General features: G+C 59.2%; 18 protein-coding genes. 14 read left to right on the top strand and 4 right to left on the bottom strand.

Going from position 1 to position 15728, the window contains the following annotated elements; translation table 11 throughout:
* The first annotated feature begins 20 nt into the window (after nt 1–20).
* From AFK65_RS13820 to hisP, 12 genes are all read left to right on the top strand, one after another.
* A complete protein-coding gene (locus AFK65_RS13820) occupies nt 21–680 on the top strand; it encodes a DedA family protein (protein WP_015741953.1) in 660 nt (219 codons plus the stop codon).
* Between the two features lie 150 nt (nt 681–830).
* Nucleotides 831–1751 carry an acetyl-CoA carboxylase, carboxyltransferase subunit beta gene (gene accD, locus AFK65_RS13815; RefSeq protein WP_032804787.1) on the top strand — a complete coding sequence of 307 codons (921 nt, stop codon included), beginning with the start codon at nt 831–833 and terminating at the stop codon, nt 1749–1751.
* A 70-nt stretch (nt 1752–1821) separates the two neighbouring features.
* On the top strand, nt 1822–3090 hold the full coding sequence (gene folC / locus AFK65_RS13810) for a bifunctional tetrahydrofolate synthase/dihydrofolate synthase (protein WP_038856692.1): 1269 nt from the start codon (nt 1822–1824) through the stop codon (nt 3088–3090).
* The gene (dedD, locus tag AFK65_RS13805) at nt 3080–3802 is read left to right on the top strand and encodes a cell division protein DedD (RefSeq protein WP_038856645.1); all 723 of its coding nucleotides are present in this window, start codon (nt 3080–3082) and stop codon (nt 3800–3802) included. Before folC ends, dedD begins: the two co-directional genes overlap by 11 nt.
* A gap of 232 nt (nt 3803–4034) precedes the next feature.
* A complete protein-coding gene (gene cvpA, locus AFK65_RS13800; RefSeq protein WP_004386645.1) occupies nt 4035–4520 on the top strand; it encodes a colicin V production protein in 486 nt (161 codons plus the stop codon).
* 39 nt (nt 4521–4559) lie between these two features.
* On the top strand, nt 4560–6077 hold the full coding sequence (gene purF, locus AFK65_RS13795; protein ID WP_004386646.1) for an amidophosphoribosyltransferase: 1518 nt from the start codon (nt 4560–4562) through the stop codon (nt 6075–6077).
* Between the two features lie 111 nt (nt 6078–6188).
* The gene (locus AFK65_RS13790) at nt 6189–6758 is read left to right on the top strand and encodes a UbiX family flavin prenyltransferase (protein ID WP_007700050.1); all 570 of its coding nucleotides are present in this window, start codon (nt 6189–6191) and stop codon (nt 6756–6758) included.
* Between the two features lie 277 nt (nt 6759–7035).
* A complete protein-coding gene (gene argT, locus AFK65_RS13785; protein ID WP_038856646.1) occupies nt 7036–7818 on the top strand; it encodes a lysine/arginine/ornithine ABC transporter substrate-binding protein ArgT in 783 nt (260 codons plus the stop codon).
* 235 nt (nt 7819–8053) lie between these two features.
* Entirely contained in the window at nt 8054–8836 is a 783-nt protein-coding gene (hisJ, locus tag AFK65_RS13780) for a histidine ABC transporter substrate-binding protein HisJ (protein ID WP_038856647.1), read from the top strand.
* 73 nt (nt 8837–8909) lie between these two features.
* The gene (locus tag AFK65_RS13775) at nt 8910–9596 is read left to right on the top strand and encodes a histidine ABC transporter permease HisQ (RefSeq protein ID WP_007700044.1); all 687 of its coding nucleotides are present in this window, start codon (nt 8910–8912) and stop codon (nt 9594–9596) included.
* Complete coding sequence (locus tag AFK65_RS13770) at nt 9593–10309, top strand: ABC transporter permease (RefSeq protein WP_007700042.1); 717 nt, start codon at nt 9593–9595, stop codon at nt 10307–10309. The genes AFK65_RS13775 and AFK65_RS13770 overlap by 4 nt, the downstream gene beginning before the upstream one ends.
* Before the next feature lie 10 nt (nt 10310–10319).
* Nucleotides 10320–11093, top strand: coding sequence for a histidine ABC transporter ATP-binding protein HisP (gene hisP / locus AFK65_RS13765; protein WP_004386652.1), 774 nt, complete (start codon nt 10320–10322; stop codon nt 11091–11093).
* Between the two features lie 33 nt (nt 11094–11126).
* Here hisP and AFK65_RS13760 read toward each other — a convergent pair whose 3' ends face one another.
* From AFK65_RS13760 to yfcG, 4 genes are all read right to left on the bottom strand, one after another.
* A complete protein-coding gene (locus tag AFK65_RS13760) occupies nt 11127–11765 on the bottom strand; it encodes an RES family NAD+ phosphorylase (RefSeq protein WP_007700039.1) in 639 nt (212 codons plus the stop codon).
* Nucleotides 11758–12462 carry a hypothetical protein gene (locus AFK65_RS13755; protein ID WP_007700036.1) on the bottom strand — a complete coding sequence of 235 codons (705 nt, stop codon included), beginning with the start codon at nt 12460–12462 and terminating at the stop codon, nt 11758–11760. Before AFK65_RS13755 ends, AFK65_RS13760 begins: the two co-directional genes overlap by 8 nt.
* A gap of 142 nt (nt 12463–12604) precedes the next feature.
* Nucleotides 12605–13507 carry a TIGR01777 family oxidoreductase gene (locus AFK65_RS13750; RefSeq protein ID WP_038856649.1) on the bottom strand — a complete coding sequence of 301 codons (903 nt, stop codon included), beginning with the start codon at nt 13505–13507 and terminating at the stop codon, nt 12605–12607.
* Between the two features lie 154 nt (nt 13508–13661).
* A complete protein-coding gene (gene yfcG, locus AFK65_RS13745) occupies nt 13662–14288 on the bottom strand; it encodes a GSH-dependent disulfide bond oxidoreductase (protein ID WP_007700033.1) in 627 nt (208 codons plus the stop codon).
* A gap of 145 nt (nt 14289–14433) precedes the next feature.
* Between yfcG and yfcF the strand changes: the two genes are divergently transcribed.
* A complete protein-coding gene (gene yfcF / locus AFK65_RS13740; protein WP_038856651.1) occupies nt 14434–15078 on the top strand; it encodes a glutathione transferase in 645 nt (214 codons plus the stop codon).
* Nucleotides 15079–15137: 59 nt separating this feature from the next.
* On the top strand, nt 15138–15689 hold the full coding sequence (yfcE, locus tag AFK65_RS13735) for a phosphodiesterase (protein WP_007700028.1): 552 nt from the start codon (nt 15138–15140) through the stop codon (nt 15687–15689).
* Nucleotides 15690–15728: the final 39 nt, after the last annotated feature.

The following is a 15728-nucleotide window of genomic DNA, read 5'->3' as shown; positions in this document are numbered from 1 at the left end:
GTCGGGGAAGAAGAACCAGTATGGACATTATTCGCTTTCTGATTGATTTTATTTTACATATCGACGTGCATCTGGCGGAGCTGGTGGCGCAGTATGGGATTTGGGTATACGCCATCCTGTTCCTGATCCTGTTCTGCGAAACGGGCCTGGTCGTGACGCCGTTTCTGCCTGGCGATTCGCTGCTGTTTGTGGCGGGCGCTATCTCATCGCTGCCGTCCAACGATCTCAACGTTCACCTGATGGCGCTTTTAATGGTCATCGCCGCGATCCTCGGCGACGCGGTGAACTACACTATAGGCCGACTCTTTGGCGCGCGGCTGTTCAGCAACCCGGATTCAAAAATCTTCCGGCAGAGCTATCTTGATAAAACGCACGCGTTTTATGAGCGTCACGGCGGCAAAACGATTATCCTTGCCCGTTTCGTGCCGATCGTGCGCACCTTCGCGCCGTTCGTCGCCGGGATGGGGCATATGTCCTATCGTCATTTTGCCCTGTTTAACGTCGTGGGCGCGCTGTTGTGGGTTCTGCTGTTTACTTACGCAGGCTACTTCTTCGGCGCGATGCCGTTTATTCAGGACAATCTGAAGTTGCTGATCGTCGCCATTATTGTCTTCTCGGTATTGCCGGGCGTGTATGAAGTGGTGCGTCACAAACGCGCCGCGGCGCGCCAGACAAAATAAGCCCTCTGGCGGTTCGACCACTTTTTTATCCAAAGTCGCGGGCCGTTATGGTTTAATGAGCACCATTTATGGTCTGTGGAAGGCAATAATGGCATTATGCGCCCCCACAGAAAAACTGGCATCGACCAGGTTCAGGCAGAAAGGTTATCAATGAGCTGGATTGAACGAATTCTCAATAAAAGCAATATTACTCCCACTCGCAGGGCAAACATCCCGGAAGGGGTGTGGACCAAGTGCGACAGCTGCGGCCAGGTACTCTACCGCGCCGAACTGGAGCGTAACCTTGAGGTTTGCCCGAAATGCGATCACCACATGCGCATGGCGGCGCGCGACCGTCTGCACAGCCTGTTAGACGAAGGGTCGCTGGTGGAACTGGGCAGTGAGCTTGAGCCGAAAGATGTGCTGAAGTTCCGTGATTCCAAAAAATACAAGGATCGTCTGGCTACCGCCCAGAAAGAAACCGGCGAGAAAGACGCGCTGGTGGTGATGAAAGGCACCCTGCACGGTATGCCGGTCGTCGCGGCGGCGTTTGAGTTCGCCTTTATGGGCGGCTCCATGGGTTCCGTGGTGGGCGCGCGTTTCGTGCGTGCGGTTGAGCAGGCGCTGGAAGACAACTGCCCGCTTATCTGCTTCTCCGCCTCCGGCGGCGCGCGTATGCAGGAAGCGCTGATGTCGCTGATGCAGATGGCGAAAACCTCCGCGGCGCTTGCGAAAATGCAGGAGCGTGGTCTGCCGTACATCTCCGTGCTGACCGACCCGACCATGGGCGGCGTTTCCGCGAGCTTCGCGATGCTTGGCGATCTCAACATCGCCGAGCCGAAAGCGCTGATCGGCTTCGCCGGCCCGCGCGTTATCGAGCAGACCGTACGTGAAAAACTCCCGGCTGGCTTCCAGCGCAGTGAGTTCCTCATCGAAAAAGGCGCTATCGATATGATCGTGCGTCGCCCGGAGCTGCGCCTCAAGCTTGCCAGCATTCTGGCGAAGCTGATGAACCTCCCGGCGCCAAGCCCGGACGCGCCGCGTGAAGCGGTGGTGGTGCCGCCGGTGCCGGAGCAGGATCAAGAGGCCTGATAGTCATGAAGGGCAGGGCCATAAGGCGCTGCCCTTCTTGTTTATGAACCGTAACCAGGATACGGGCATCATGGAAAAGCAACACCTTCCCCAAGCCACGTCGCCTCTGGCCACGTGGCTTTCTTATCTGGAAAACCTGCACGGTAAGACCATCGACATGGGCCTTGAGCGCGTCTCACGCGTGGCGGCATTGCTTGATGTGGTAAAACCCGCGCCGTTCGTTTTCACCGTCGCGGGCACTAACGGCAAAGGCACCACCTGCCGCACGCTCGAAGCGGTGCTGATGGCGGCGGGCTATCGCGTCGGCGTCTACAGTTCGCCGCACCTGGTGCGCTACACCGAGCGCGTGCGCGTGCAGGGTGAGGAGCTTGCCGAAAGCCAGCACACCGCCGCGTTTGCGGAGATAGAAGCCGCGCGTGGTGAAACCTCTCTCACATACTTTGAATACGGCACGCTGTCCGCGCTGTGGCTCTTTAAGCAGGCGCAGCTGGATGTCGTTATCCTCGAAGTGGGGCTCGGCGGGCGGCTGGACGCCACCAACCTGGTGGATTGCGATGTGGCGGTCATCACCAGCATCGCGCTCGATCACACCGACTGGCTGGGGCCGGATCGCGAAAGCATTGGGCGGGAGAAAGCCGGTATTTTCCGTGCGGGCAAACCGGCGGTGGTGGGCGAGACGGATATGCCGCACACCATCGCGCAGGTGGCGCAGGAGAAGGGCGCGCGGCTGCTGTGTGTGAACGACGCCTGGCGCTATGAGACGGAACGCGACGGCTGGCGCTTCAGCGACGACAATGGCGAGCTAACTCATCTTCCGCTGCCGCAGGTGCCGCAGCCTAACGCGGCGACGGCGCTCGCCGCGCTTCGCGCAAGCGGCCTTGCGGTCAGCGAGCAGGCTTGCCGCGACGGCATCGCGCGCGCCACGCTGCCGGGGCGTTTCCAGATTGTGAGCGAGGCCCCGCGCATCATTCTGGATGTGGCCCATAATCCGCACGCGGCGGGCTATCTGGCGCAGCGGCTCGCGCAGTCGCCATCCGCCGGGCGGGTGCTGGCGGTTATCGGCATGCTGCATGATAAAGATATCGCCGGAACGCTCGCCTGTCTGGAGAGGGTCGTGGATAGCTGGTATTGTGCCCCTCTGGACGGGCCGCGCGGCGCCCGCGCCGAAGAGCTTGCGGAACATCTGCAGGCCAGCGCTGTCTTTGATAGCGTGGCGCAGGCCTGGCGCGCGGCGCTGGCCGACGCGCAGCCCGCCGATACGGTGCTGGTATGCGGGTCGTTTCATACCGTCGCACAGGTAATGGAAGAGATGGACGCGGGGAGACGAGGTGGCGAGTAAGTTTCAGAACCGATTAGTCGGCACAATCGTGCTGGTGGCGCTGGGGGTTATCGTGCTGCCAGGGCTGCTGGACGGCCAGAAAAAACATTATCAGGATGAGTTCGCGGCGATCCCGCTGGTGCCGAAGCCTGGCGATCGCGACGAGCCGGATATGCTGCCTGCCGCGACGCAGGCGCTGCCGTCTCAGCCGCCGGAAGGCGCCGCGGAAGAGGTGAGGGCCGGTAACGCGGCGGCCTCTTCCATCGATACCACGCGGCTGCCTGCCGATACCGGCGCGGATCTTGATGAAGTGCCCGTGACGCCTGCGAAGCCGAAAGCGACAGAGCCTGCGAAAACACGGACTGCCGATAAGCCCCAGAGCAAACCGCAGCGCGATAAAACCGATGAGCAGCTCGCGATGGTGAGCGAGGCCGAAGCGCCTGCGCCTTCGAAAACCGCGCCGCCGGAGAAACCGCAAACGCCGCCGGCAGGCAAGGCGTATGTCGTGCAGCTCGGCGCGCTGAAAAACGCCGATAAAGTCAACGAAATCGTCGGCAAACTGCGCTCGGCGGGTTACCGGGCGTATACGTCGCCGTCCACGCCGGTGCAGGGAAAAATCACCCGCATTCTGGTAGGGCCGGAAGCGTCGAAGGATAAGTTAAAATCGTCGCTTGGCGAGCTGAACAGCCTGTCGGGGCTGAACGGCGTGATAATGAATTACAGCGTGAATTAAGCGGTCCGGCGCCTGATGCTCAGGCGCGCCGAGAAACCGCATCGCGCCACAGACGGCCCGCTGCAGGCTCTCTTTTTCTGCCCGCGGGCGTAACGGACGGATGGCGTTGAAGATTTTTTCAACGCCATTTTTTATTAACGCGTGGAAAGGAAATCCCTACGCAAACGTTTTCTTTTTCTGTTAGAATGCGCCCCGAACCGGATGTCAGGGCGTTTTATCGTGGGACACATTCATGGTCTGGATAGATTACGCCATCATTGCAGTAGTGGGTTTCTCGTGCCTGGTCAGCCTCATCCGCGGGTTCGTGAGAGAGGCGCTGTCGCTGGTCACCTGGGGCTGCGCTTTCTTTGTCGCCAGTCATTACTACACTTACCTGGCAGTCTGGTTCACCGGCTTTGAAGACGAACTGGTACGTAATGGGATTGCTATCGCGGTGCTGTTTATCGCGACGCTTATCGTCGGTGCGATAGTCAACTATGTGATTGGCGCGCTGGTGGAGAAAACCGGCCTGTCGGGTACAGACAGGGTGTTGGGGATCTGTTTCGGCGCCTTGCGAGGCGTGCTGATTGTCGCCGCCATTCTGTTCTTTCTTGATACCTTCACGGGCCTGTCCAAAAGCGAGGACTGGCAAAAGTCGCAGCTCATCCCGCAGTTCAGTTTCATCATCAGATGGTTCTTTGACTATCTGCAAAGCTCGTCAAGTTTCCTGCCCCGGTAATCGTGCCGGGGGCGGTCTTTGAATTGAGGAAAAGACAACATGTGCGGTATTGTCGGGATCGCCGGTGTTATGCCGGTCAACCAGTCGATTTATGACGCGTTAACGGTGCTTCAGCACCGCGGGCAGGATGCCGCAGGCATCATCACCATCGATGCGAATAATTGCTTCCGTCTGCGTAAAGCGAACGGCCTGGTGAATGATGTATTCGAAGCCCGCCACATGCAGCGTCTGCAGGGCAACATGGGTATCGGCCATGTGCGCTACCCGACGGCAGGCAGCTCCAGCGCCTCCGAAGCCCAGCCGTTCTATGTGAACTCGCCTTACGGTATTACGCTTGCCCATAACGGCAACCTGACGAACGCCCATGAACTGCGCAAAATGCTCTTTGAAGAGAAGCGCCGTCATATCAACACCACCTCAGATTCTGAAATCCTGCTCAACATTTTCGCCAGCGAGCTGGATAACTTCCGTCACTACCCGCTGGAAGCGGACAACATTTTCGCGGCCATCGCGGCGATGAACCGCCTGATCCGCGGCGCTTACGCGTGCGTGGCGATGATTATCGGCCACGGCATGGTGGCGTTCCGCGATCCTAACGGCATCCGCCCGCTGGTGCTTGGCAAACGCGACGCCGGTAACGGCCGCGCCGAGTACATGGTGGCGTCCGAGAGCGTGGCGCTCGATACGCTGGGCTTTGAATTCCTGCGCGATGTCGCCCCTGGCGAAGCGGTGTACATCAGCGAGAAAGGCCAGCTCTTTACGCGCCAGTGCGCCGACAATCCGGTTAGCAACCCGTGCCTGTTTGAGTATGTTTACTTCGCGCGCCCGGACTCCTTTATCGACAAGATTTCCGTCTACAGCGCCCGCGTTGAGATGGGTAAAAAGCTCGGCGAGAAAATCGCCCGCGAATGGGAAGACCTGGATATCGACGTGGTGATCCCTATTCCGGAAACTTCCTGCGATATCGCCCTTGAAATCGCGCGCATTCTTAACAAACCCTACCGTCAGGGCTTTGTGAAAAACCGCTACGTCGGCCGTACCTTTATCATGCCGGGCCAGCACCTGCGCCGTAAGTCGGTGCGCCGCAAACTGAACGCCAACCGCGCCGAGTTCCGCGATAAAAACGTACTGCTGGTTGATGACTCCATCGTGCGCGGCACCACGTCCGAGCAGATTATCGAGATGGCCCGCGAGGCGGGCGCGAAGAAGGTCTATCTGGCCTCCGCCGCGCCGGAAATTCGCTTCCCGAACGTCTACGGTATCGACATGCCGAGCGCCAACGAGCTTATCGCCCACGGCCGTGAAGTGGACGAAATCCGCCAAATCATCGGCGCTGACGGCCTGATTTTCCAGGATCTCGACGATCTCATCGAAGCCGTGCGCGCCGAGAACCCGGATATTCAGCAGTTCGAATGCTCGGTCTTTAACGGCGTGTACGTTACCAAAGATGTCGATCACCAGTACCTGGAATATCTCGAATCCCTGCGTAACGACGACGCCAAAGCGGTCATGCGCCAGAACGAAGTCGAAAACTTAGAGATGCACAACGAAGGTTAATCTTTCCCCGTGCCGTCGCCCCTTGCGCAACGCGAGGGGCGCAATCCCCGTTTGCATCTCGCCGCGTCTTGCGGCAAAGTCTCGCTCAGTGCTCCTTTTCCAGATAACTCCATGAAAAAAATCATTGTCGGCATCTCTGGCGCCAGCGGCGCGATTTACGGCATTCGCCTGTTGCAGACGCTACAGGCGGTGCCGGATGTGGAAGCGCATCTCATCATGAGCCAGGCGGCGCGCCAGACGCTTTCGCTGGAAACCGATATGAGCGTGCGCGATGTTCAGGCGCTGGCCGATGTGAACCACGACGCGCGCGATATCGCCGCCAGCGTTTCTTCCGGCTCGTTTAAAACCGACGGGATGATTATCCTGCCGTGTTCGATTAAAACGCTCTCCGGCATCGTGAACAGCTATACCGACGGGTTGTTGACCCGCGCGGCGGATGTGGTGTTAAAAGAGCGTCGCAGGCTGGTACTGTGCGTGCGCGAAACGCCGCTGCATCTCGGCCATTTACGTCTGATGACGCAGGCCGCCGAGCTCGGGGCGATTATCATGCCGCCGATGCCCGCGTTTTATCATCGCCCGCAGACGCTGGATGACGTGATTAACCAGACGGTAAACCGCGCGCTCGATCAGCTTGATATCACGCTTCCCGCCGATCTCTTCACCCGCTGGCCAGGCGCGTAACGCGCGCCGCCATGAGGCAAAGCGCAGCGCGATGCCTCATTGTGGGGCAATTCTGCAAGCGCGATCATATCCTCGACATTTAATCCCGCCTTTCGCGATTTCACGCTCAGCGTCTGCTGCGCGGAGTGCTATCTTTCATTCACACAACTTCATTGCAACCATTTTTTAACAAATCATGGCGGCGTATTCGGGTACGTAAAGCTGGCATGGGAAGTGCAACGTCCGGTTGCAACACACAACGCAACAGATAATAAAACAGAAAACTTGAGGGTAATGTATGAAGAAGAAGGTGCTCGCGTTCTCCTTACTGCTTGGCCTTTCCACCAGCGCCAGCGTTTTCGCCGCGCTCCCCCAGACGGTGCGCATCGGTACGGATGCCACCTACGCGCCGTTCTCCTCAAAAGACGCCAAAGGCGATTTTGTCGGATTTGATATCGATCTCGGCAACGAGATGTGTAAACGCATGCAGGTGAAATGTACCTGGGTCGGCAGCGATTTCGATTCGCTGATCCCGTCGCTGAAAGCGAAAAAAATCGACGCGATTATCTCTTCGCTCTCTATTACCGAAAAGCGTCAGAAAGAGATTGCCTTCTCTGACAAGCTTTACGCCGCAGACTCCCGCCTGATCGCCGCCAAAGGCGCGACCATTCAGCCGACCATTGAATCGCTGAAAGGCAAACATGTGGGCGTGCTCCAGGGCTCCACGCAGGAAGCCTACGCCAATGAAAAATGGCGCGGGAAGGGCGTCGACGTGGTGGCGTACCAGAACCAGGATTTGATCTACTCCGATCTCTCTGCGGGTCGTCTGGACGCGGCGCTGCAGGATGAAGTGGCCGCCAGCGAAGGCTTCCTCAAACAGCCTGCCGGCAAAGATTACGCCTTTGCCGGCCCGTCGGTGAAAGACAAAAACTACTTCGGCGACGGTACAGGCGTTGGTCTGCGCAAAGATGACGCGGAGCTGAAAGCCGCGTTCGACAAAGCGCTCGGCGAGATCCGCAAAGACGGCACATACGACAAAATGGCGAAGAAATATTTCGACTTTAACGTCTACGGCGACTGACCGTCTGTAACGCGTTCGCCAGCCGGTCACCATAATAGTGCGTGACTGGCTGGCGTGACGCAATCTGGTGCGTCTTATGCACCAGAAAAGGGCGTAAGCGCATTTCTACGCACGAAGAATGAAAATAAATCTATCTCAGGACGCATAAAGTTTTGATTACGAGGCGGCAGTGATGGCACGATAAGTGCAGTTTTTCCGCCTGACATTTAAATATGCGCGTCTGATGAGGATAGTTATGAAAAAAAGGCTGTTAGCACTTTCTCTGGGGCTGGCGCTGTCCAGCATTTCTGGGGCTTTCGCAGCAATTCCGCAGCACTTACGTATCGGCACCGACCCCACCTATGCGCCGTTTGAATCGAAAAACGCGCAGGGCGAACTGATCGGTTTCGACATCGATCTGGCCAAAGAGCTGTGCAAACGCATCCAGACGCAATGTTCGTTCATTGAACAGCCGCTCGACGCGCTGATCCCCTCCCTGAAAGCGAAGAAAATCGACGCGATTATGTCGTCGCTGTCGATCACCGAAAAGCGCCAGCAGGAGATTGCCTTTACCGACAAACTCTATGCGGCGGATTCGCGCCTGGTGGTAGCGAAAGGATCGCCCATCCAGCCGACGCTGGAATCGCTGAAGGGCAAACGCGTGGGCGTATTGCAGGGCACCACCCAGGAAACCTACGGCAACGTGCACTGGGCGCCGAAAGGCGTGGAAATCGTCTCTTACCAGGGGCAGGACAATATCTATTCCGACCTGACCGCGGGCCGTATCGACGCCGCGTTTCAGGATGAAGTGGCCGCCAGCGAAGGCTTTCTGAAGCAGCCGGTGGGCAAGGGCTATCAGTTCGGCGGCCCGTCTATCAAAGATGAAAAACTCTTTGGCGTCGGCACCGGCATGGGCATTCGTAAAGAGGATAACGAACTGCGCGAGGCGCTGAACAAGGCGTTTGCCGACATGCGCGCCGACGGCACCTACGAGAAGCTCGCCAAAAAGTATTTTGAATTCAACGTCTACGGCGATTAATCCGCACGCGTTTGCACGGCGCCCCGCGGGGCGCCGATGGGCCGTGCGCACGCTGAGTACAGGATAAGTCACCATGCTGTATGGGTTTTCACAGGTAATACTCCAGGGCGCGCTCGTCACCCTGGAGCTGGCGCTCAGCGCCGTTGTCCTCTCGGTGGCGATTGGTCTGGTCGGCGCGGGGGCGAAGCTCTCACGCAACCGCCCGCTGGCGCTGATTTTTGAAGCGTATACGACGCTGATTCGCGGCGTGCCCGATCTCGTCCTGATGCTGCTGATTTTTTACGGGTTGCAGATTGCGCTCAACAGCCTTACCGACGCGCTGGGATTCAGCCAGTTTGATATCGACCCGATGATCGCGGGCATTATTACGCTGGGGTTTATCTACGGCGCCTATTTCACCGAAACCTTCCGCGGCGCCTACCTCGCCGTGCCGAAAGGCCATATCGAAGCGGCGACCGCGTTTGGTTTTACCGGCTCCCAAACCTTCCGCCGGATTCTGTTTCCCTCGATGATGCGCTACGCGTTGCCGGGCATCGGCAATAACTGGCAGGTGATTTTAAAAGCTACCGCGCTGGTGTCGCTGCTGGGGCTGGAGGATGTCGTGAAGGCGACGCAGCTTGCCGGCAAAAGCACCTGGCAGCCGTTTTACTTCGCGATTGTCTGCGGGCTGATTTATCTGGTGTTTACCACGCTCTCCAACGGCGTTCTGCTGCTGCTTGAGCGCCGCTATACCGTGGGCGTGAAGAGGGCTGACCTGTGATCGAGATTATTCAGGAGTACTGGAAATCCCTGCTGTGGACCGACGGCTACCGCTTTACGGGGGTGGCCATTACGCTCTGGCTGCTTATCGCCTCGGTGGTGATGGGCGGCGTGCTGGCGCTCTTTCTCGCCATTGGGCGTGTTTCGGAAAATAAGCTGGTCTGGTTCCCCATCTGGCTGTTTACTTATATTTTTCGCGGCACGCCGCTCTATGTGCAACTGCTGGTCTTCTACTCCGGCATGTACACGCTGGAAGTGGTGAAAGGCACCCAGTTACTCAATGAGTTTTTCCGCAGCGGCCTCAACTGTACCGTGCTGGCGCTGACGCTCAACACCTGCGCGTACACCACCGAGATCTTCGCGGGCGCCATTCGCGCCGTGCCGCATGGCGAAATCGAGGCGGCGCGCGCTTATGGCTTCTCACGCTTTAAAATGTACCGCTGCATTATTCTGCCGTCGGCGCTGCGCATCGCGCTGCCCGCCTACAGCAATGAGGTGATCCTGATGCTGCACTCCACGGCGCTGGCGTTTACTGCGACCGTCCCGGATCTGCTGAAGATCGCCCGCGATATTAACGCCGCCACCTACCAGCCGTTTACGGCGTTTGGCATCGCGGCGGTGCTGTACCTGATAATCTCTTATGTGCTGATAAGCCTGTTCCGCAAGGCGGAAAAGCGCTGGCTGCGGCACCTGAAACCGGCTTCAACGCACTGAGTGGCTACGCATGTCTGAAAATAAATTAAACGTTACCGATCTGCACAAGCGCTACGGCGAACATGAAGTGCTCAAAGGGGTATCGCTGAAGGCGAACGCCGGTGATGTCATCAGCATTATCGGCTCTTCCGGCTCCGGCAAGAGCACCTTCCTGCGCTGCATTAACTTTCTGGAAAAGCCCAGCGAAGGCACTATCGTGGTGAATAACCAGAACATCACGCTGGTGCGCGATAAAGACGGCCAGCTTAAGGTGGCGGACAAAAACCAGCTGCGCCTTCTGCGCACGCGCCTGACGATGGTGTTTCAGCACTTTAACCTGTGGAGCCACATGACGGTGCTGGAGAACGTCATGGAAGCGCCGGTTCAGGTGCTGGGCTTAAGCAAACAGGATGCGCGCGAGCGGGCGGTGAAATACCTCGCCAAAGTGGGCATTGATGAGCGCGCGCAGGGCAAATACCCGGTGCATCTCTCCGGCGGTCAGCAGCAGCGCGTGTCGATTGCCCGCGCGCTGGCGATGGAGCCGGATGTCTTGCTGTTCGACGAACCGACCTCCGCGCTGGACCCTGAACTGGTGGGCGAAGTTCTGCGCATCATGCAGAAGCTCGCCGAAGAGGGCAAAACGATGGTCGTGGTCACGCATGAAATGGAGTTTGCCCGCCACGTTTCCTCGCATGTGATTTTCCTGCATCAGGGCAAAATCGAAGAAGAAGGGCCGCCGGACGCGCTCTTTAACAACCCGCAAAGCCCGCGTCTGCAGCAGTTTTTGAAAGGCTCTTTGAAGTAAAACACAACAGACCGGCAGGGACGCTGGTCACGCTTAATCGTCTATCAGTATTAACCCCATCTCATCGGCCAGCCGGTAAATGTCGGTCAGCGCCCCCTGCGCCAGCGGCAGGCTCTCATGCAGCGTCAGCCGGTTGATACGATCGCCGAACAGCATCAGCGCTTTCCCGCCATGCTGGCGCGACGCCCAGCTAATACCGTGAAGGCGCGGATTCGCGGCGTGAATGGCGGCCGCCCACAGGCGCGTTTGCGGGTAGAGCCGCGGGGAGCTTCCGGTCAGCGCCGCCTGCGTGACGCCCCAGCGGCGCAGCAGCACCGGCGTCAGGTTAGCGAGCTCAAGCCCCACGTCCGGCGTTAACGTGCTGATACAGAGTTCGCGAGCCTTGCGCAGATCGAAGCTGGCGCCTGAGGCATCCTGCGGGACATCGTGAAACAGCGACTCCATAATCGCCACTTCGGCGTCGATACCGCCATAAAGCGTGGGAATAAGACGGCCATCGGCGCGCTGCAGCGGGCTGAAACGCGCGTTACCGTAGCCGGGGTTGAAGGCGTCGCCCGCGAACTGGCGGCTGTGAACGCGAACTATCCGCTTCCCTGCGGACCATACCGTGACGCGCGGCACCTGCATATCCGCAGGCGGCGCAGGCAGGCGCTCTTCCCTGAGTTTAACCATGCAACGGCCCCTCGGCCTCCGCCTGCGCGGCGGCCAGTACCGCCTGCGGATCGGCTTTCAGACGGTCTTTGGGTTTTTCGCCGCCAAGCCAGGCGTTAGGCGAATGAAACCAGAGCGCGACAGACCAGGGCGTTTTCTCACGAAACAGCGCAAGAATCGATTTGAGCGACGGCAGCGGCTGGCCGCCTTCGTCAAACGCCCAGGCGGGGTAGCGATCTTTGCCATTGACCGGCAGGGCAAACACTTTGCCCGCCTGCTTCCAGCGGTTCGCGGTGGCGCTCGGGTTTTTCAGCGCGGCACCGGCGGCAAGGCTCACTTCGCCGGCGGACAGCCACTGGCCTTCATCAAGCACGGCCTGGCGCAGCGCGTCGAGCCGCTCGCGGTTCCGGGCCTGCAACGGTGTGGCGTGCGCGGGCTCGCTATGATGCCCGGCGCGCTTCATCTGCGACACAGCCGTTACGGCGCTCACAATTGCGAGCCGCAAATCGTTATCCAGCGTCTCTTCATCAACATCGTCCGGCATTTTCAGCATCAGGTAGCGCCCGGCGTCTTCACCCGGGATATCCGAAAGCTGAATGCGCCCCCAGGGCGCGGGCGTCTCCTGAAGGGATGTCACAAGATGCCCGACATCGACAAACTCGACGCTGACCTCCAGCGGATACTCTTTAAGCTTTGCGTGGCGTGGACGAGAAGTCATAGCGCCCCCTTCGTGATATAAATGATATTCGTGATATTGATTATAACTTATACAGTCGAGGGAAAGCCAGCGGCAGGCCAAAGAAGGAGAAATAGCGTCACGCGGGCAATGTCGCTGCCCGCGACGTGAAGACATTAACAGGTCAGCGGGCTCGTGTGGCGATATCCCTCAGCGCCTCTTCTAACTCGAACCAGCGGAAGCCGAAGCCCGATTCCTCAAGGCGTTTTGGCAGCGCGCGCTGGCCGCCCAGAACGAGAACGGCGGATTCGCCCATCAGCAGGCGTACGGCGGTCGCCGGGGCGCGTATAAACGCGGGGCGGCGCAGCGCATGGCCTAGCGCGTGGGCGAAGCGCTCGTTGCGCACCGGGTAAGGGGCCACCATATTAAACGGCCCACGCAGATCGTTATCCAGCAGCCAGATAATCGCGTTCACCATATCGTCGATATGGATCCACGAGAGATACTGGCGGCCGCTGCCTATCGGCCCGCCAAGGCCCAGACGAAACAGCGGCAACAGTTTACTCATCATGCCGCCGTCCGGCGCCAGCACCGCGCCGGTGCGCAGCAGGCAGACGCGGGTCTTATCGCTTTGCGCGCCTTCGGCTATCTGCTCCCAGCGGGCGCAGAGCTTGTGGGTAAATTCGCTGTGCGGCGGTTCGTCTTCGGTCACCACCACTTCGCCGAGATCGCCGTAATAACCGACCGCTGAGCCGGAGAGAAAAGCCGAGGGCGGTTCGCTGCCGGCGGCCATCAGCGCCATCAGCTGCTGGGTTATCTGCCAGCGGCTCTGGCACAGGCGCTCTTTCTGGGCGGCGGTCCAGCGTTTATCGGCGATAGGTTCGCCCGCGAGGTTAATCACCGCGTCGAACGCGTCGAGATTGCTGAAATGATCGAGCCCCGGCACCAGCGTAATAGCGGCGTCGAGCCGCGCGCGGGCGCGCTCAGGATTGCGGGTGACGACCGTGACGTGATGCCCTAACGCCGCCAGGCGCGATGTCAGCGTGCGGCCAATCAGACCAGTACCGCCAGTAACCAGAATCTCCATAAGTGCCTCCTGCGCGCGTGTTGCGCCGCCCGTGCGTGATGATGAATCATATCACCTTCAGCATAGGCGACCCGGCGGCGATTGCCTGAGATATTGCGCACACCGGGCGAGACTTTTCCTGTAAAGAGAAGCGGTTAACGGCGCGTCTGCGCGTTTAAGTGCCAGCGAGCTGATACGCGCGTTCGGTCGCCGGGCGATGTTTAATGCGCTCAAACCAGTTGCTGACCGCCGGAAAGTTATCGAGGTCGATTCGCTGGCGCTCGTGCGACACCACCCAGGGATAGGTGGCGATATCGGCGATGCTGTAACGCTCGCCGCCAAGCCACGGGCATTTCTCCAGACGCTTATTCAGCACGCCGTACAGCCGCTGCGTCTCCACCTGGTAACGTTCAATGGCGTAGGGCACCGCCTGCGGCGCGAAATGGTTGAAGTGGTGATTCTGGCCGAGCATCGGCCCGAAACCGGCGACCTGCCAGAACAGCCACTGCAAGGTCACCTGACGCTCCCGCAGTTCGCCGCTCAGCAGCTTGCCGCTTTTCTCGGCGAGATAGAGCAAGATCGCGCCCGACTCAAACACACTCAGCGGCGGGCCGCCGTCGGACGGCGCGTGGTCGATAATGGCGGGGATTTTATTGTTCGGCGCAATGGCGAGAAATTCCGGCTTAAACTGCTCGCCCTTGCTGATGTCAACGCGGTGGAGGCGGTACTCCAGCCCGGCCTCTTCAAGAAACAGCGTGACTTTATGGCCGTTCGGCGTCGGGGCGTAGTAGAGATCCAGCATGACAGCGTCCTTTACAGGGGGGATTCAGCGTGCTCAAAGTATAGGCGGTTTGCTGAATAATGCGGCGGCCCTCATATTCGGCGGTATGACAGAAAACGGTTTACGGTATAGTTTTAGCTATCCGCCATCAGAGATGAGAATAGCTATGTCGCAGCCCGCCATTACGCTTTGGTCCGATGCCAGTTTCTTTAGCCCTTACGTGATGTCCGTGTGGGTGGCGCTTCAGGAAAAAGGGTTGCAGTTTCAGTTGCAAACCCGCGATTTATCGCGCAACGAACACTTACAGGCCGACTGGGAGGGCTTTGCCTTAACGCGCCGGGTGCCGCTGCTGGTAATCGACGATTTCGCGCTGAGCGAATCCTCCGCCATTACGGAATATCTCGAAGAACGCTTCGCGCCGCCGGTGTGGGAGCGTCTCTATCCGCACGATATCGAAAAACGCGCCCGCGCCCGTCAGGTGCAGGCGTGGCTGCGCAGCGATCTGGGCGCGTTGCGGGAAGAGCGCCCGACAGACGTTATCTTCGGCGCGGCACGCTACGCGCCGTTGAGCGCCGATGGCCAGGCGGCGGCGGATAAGCTTATCGCGTGCGCGCAGGCGTTACTGCCCCACGGGCAACAAAATCTGTTTGGTGAATGGTCGCTCGCGGATAGCGATCTGGCGCTAATGATTAACCGTCTGGTCATGCACGGCGATCCGGTGCCGGAAGCGCTTGCCGACTACGCCGCGTTCCAGTGGCAGCGCGCGTCGGTCCAGCGTTATATCGCACTTTCTGCCAGGCGTTTGGGCTGATAAGCCAGACGCGATCCGTTATCATGCGTGCACCACAATTTTCATTCGGAAGGTGAGTAATGAAGCTGATGTTTGCTTCGGATATTCACGGCTCGCTGCCTGCCGCGGAGCTTCTGCTGGCGCGCTTTGCCGACAGCGACGCCCGCTGGCTGGTATTGCTGGGGGATTTTTTAAATCACGGGCCGCGTAACCCGCTTCCTGAGGGCTATGCCCCGGGCGAGGTGGCGAAACGGCTTAACACCGTGGCGGACCGCATTATCGCGGTGCGCGGCAACTGTGACAGCGAAGTCGACCAGATGCTGCTGGAATTCCCCATCACCGCACCCTGGCAGCAGGTGCTGCTGGCAAAACAGCGGCTCTTTTTGACGCACGGTCATCTCTACAGCCCCGATAACCTGCCGCCGCTGGCCGCAGGCGATGTGCTGGTTTACGGCCACACGCATCTTCCGGTGGCCGCGCGCCACGGCGAGCAGATCCACTTTAATCCAGGCTCCGTCAGTATGCCGAAAGGCGGGTACCCGGCAAGCTACGGCTTCCTGAATGACGATACGCTGAGCGTCATCACCCTGGAAACCTCGCAGGTTATTGCACAGATCGCGATTTCCCCTTAATTTACCGAACAACCAGAACGCGCCGTAAGAGCGCTTATT

Source organism: Cronobacter universalis NCTC 9529, assembly GCF_001277175.1.
GTDB classification, from domain to species: Bacteria; Pseudomonadota; Gammaproteobacteria; order Enterobacterales; family Enterobacteriaceae; genus Cronobacter; species Cronobacter universalis.
This window is presented reverse-complemented; position numbering and strand designations above follow the sequence as displayed.